Origin of the sequence: Enterococcus raffinosus (assembly GCF_001886185.1) — a bacterium.
In the GTDB taxonomy this organism is placed as follows: Bacteria; Bacillota; Bacilli; order Lactobacillales; family Enterococcaceae; genus Enterococcus_A; species Enterococcus_A raffinosus.
Genome location: NZ_JXLA01000089.1, coordinates 1 through 2174, shown reverse-complemented (window position 1 = coordinate 2174; position 2174 = coordinate 1). Strand labels below are relative to the sequence as shown.

The window sequence follows — 2174 nt, the reverse complement described above, 5'->3', positions numbered from 1 at the left end:
CAAGAACTAAAGTCATACTATCCAACTTACATGCAGCAAAATATTGCGATTGTCGATGGAGACAAACCTATCATAAAAATTGAGGCTAGAAATCTCAATGATGCACAAAGTAAGAAAATGGAAGACCATATGCGTAGTTTCCTAAAAGACGTACTTCTTGATAAGCAAACGTACGCAGAAAAGAACTCTTATGGGACGTATGATGTTCGAGTAAAAGGTGAAGGCTTCAATGACCATGATGCTCCGATCGTTTTGAATGAAATCAAAGATATGGGTAAAGTAAAAGATGTGAATATCAATCCTTCACACATCAAAGGATTTAATTATTAAAAAATAGCCCTCACATTACGTGGGGGCTTAACTTAATGTAGCAATATTCGCATAGAGTAATAAGAAGTCAATCATCACATTAACCTCGCATTTTGCATATACTGTAACCTCGAAGATAACTTCATCAAACATTTCCTCAATTAGCTTAATATTTCCTCTCGGCTCATCGTAGATTACATACATAAAAAAGTACCTCCTCAAAGAGAAGGTACGCAAATCCGGAAAGTTTATTTCTTGAATATATCCCATAAACGGAAGGATGTCTTATTGTAAACGTTATTATAGGCAGCTTTCTTCGGATCCTTAATCCAGCCTGATCCTTTTTTACCATAGCCGGGAACGACGGCTTTCTTTATTTGACGCTTTGCATTTCCGGTAGTTCTAGCGCTGAATGATTTTTTTAAACTAGGCTTACGAACTCCAAACTTCATTTTTTAACAACTCCTTAAAGCGCATCTATTTCTAAATGAGGGTACTTATTTTGCTTTATTTAACAACAACTTGCTGACCTGGATCAAAATAATAATTATCAGCATCCATTCCATTTGCGTCTAGGAAATCCTCAACACTCATACCGTAGCGTCCGGCAACTTCTTTAGGACCCTCTCCGGGTTGAACTGTACCATACTGAGTACCAGTGTCGGCCGAAGAATCATTTTGTTCGGCTGCTTGCTCTTGCTGTGCTGGGTCCTGTTGTGGAGCTGCTTGTTGTGTTTGTTGTTCTGGACTAGCAGTAGCCGTAGAACTGTTTGTGTTTCCATCTTGCGTATCTTGAGAACTTGAAGAATTTGTGTTGAAACTCACTGGCGTTAAAGTCAAATCAGCTTTATCTACATATTTATCGACAACTTCTTTTGGAAGATCTCCATTGAACTGCATTAACACTAATTTGTCCTCATTCGCAGCAGTATAGGAAAAAGTCATAGATGATTCTTTCCCAAGGTCATCATAATACTTTTTGGTGTCGTTCAAATCATCAACATTTTCAAAAGAGAAAATTCTTGCATTTTGATATTCACCGTCAGTTCCAACTTGAACACCAAAAATCATTCCATCTTTTGCCTTTAGTGGTGCCATTCCGTAATCGTCTTTTGTCATCTTTCTAGGTTCGTTCACTTCTAGCCCGTCATTTTTGAAATTTTCAATGACCTTTGATAAGTCGGCAACATTTTTATTCTTGGAAGTTGAACTAGTAGTAGAAGCTTCCTTTGATTTAGCTTTCTTTGAATAAGGTTTTAAAATTAATTTCTGAGCATCTTTATCTTCAGGAGTTAAAACAATATTATTGCCATCTTTTTCAATGCTGTAATCGTCATCTAAATTTAAATCTTTTTCCTTTAGATGTATGGTCGTTCCTTTGAGCTTATATTCAACCTTGTATTTGATATTCTCAACTATCTGTTTTCCAAAGTCTTCTCCCATTTTCTCCCATTCGTTAGATGCCTCGCTTTTTACTGAAGACATATCCGGAGCCCATGTCATAATATGATCACTAAACGACACCTTAAAGTTAATATCTTCCTTATTTTCTTCTTTATCCATTTGCCAATCATTTGCTTTTAAATCTTCGACAGATACTTTATTGCCGCATGCCGTAAGCAATATGGAAAGAAATATCAATGAAATAAACCCTAAAAACTTTTTCAAAATTTCCCCTTCTTTCATAAGATATGTATTACAAAAATATTGTATCATGTTAGATAATTCTTTGTGCCAATTTCTGTGCCAAAAAAATTTTTAACGAATATCAACGAATGGTATATAATAGTGTATTGACGATAAATATAGATATATTAAACGGCTTATTTGCAGCGTACTTGAAGCGTTGTTGCCTGCAGCTGGCA

At 35.7% G+C, this 2174-nt stretch carries 3 protein-coding genes and 1 pseudogene; 1 reads left to right on the top strand and 3 read right to left on the bottom strand.

Going from position 1 to position 2174, the window contains the following annotated elements; all coding sequences use genetic code 11:
• Positions 1–330 (top strand): annotated as a pseudogene (locus RV13_RS20240) (peptidoglycan amidohydrolase family protein); the annotation flags it as partial.
• A gap of 27 nt (positions 331–357) precedes the next feature.
• On the opposite strand, the gene RV13_RS21115 reads toward RV13_RS20240, so the two are convergent.
• Genes RV13_RS21115 through RV13_RS20230 form a run of 3 tightly spaced genes read right to left on the bottom strand, consistent with a single transcriptional unit; the run spans position 358 to position 1977 of the window.
• Positions 358–513 carry a hypothetical protein gene (locus tag RV13_RS21115; protein WP_010745851.1) on the bottom strand — a complete coding sequence of 52 codons (156 nt, stop codon included), beginning with the start codon at positions 511–513 and terminating at the stop codon, positions 358–360.
• A 44-nt stretch (positions 514–557) separates the two neighbouring features.
• Entirely contained in the window at positions 558–761 is a 204-nt protein-coding gene (locus RV13_RS20235) for a hypothetical protein (RefSeq protein ID WP_060789126.1), read from the bottom strand.
• A gap of 55 nt (positions 762–816) precedes the next feature.
• The gene (locus RV13_RS20230) at positions 817–1977 is read right to left on the bottom strand and encodes a LysM peptidoglycan-binding domain-containing protein (protein ID WP_060789125.1); all 1161 of its coding nucleotides are present in this window, start codon (positions 1975–1977) and stop codon (positions 817–819) included.
• Between the last annotated feature and the right edge of the window lie 197 nt (positions 1978–2174).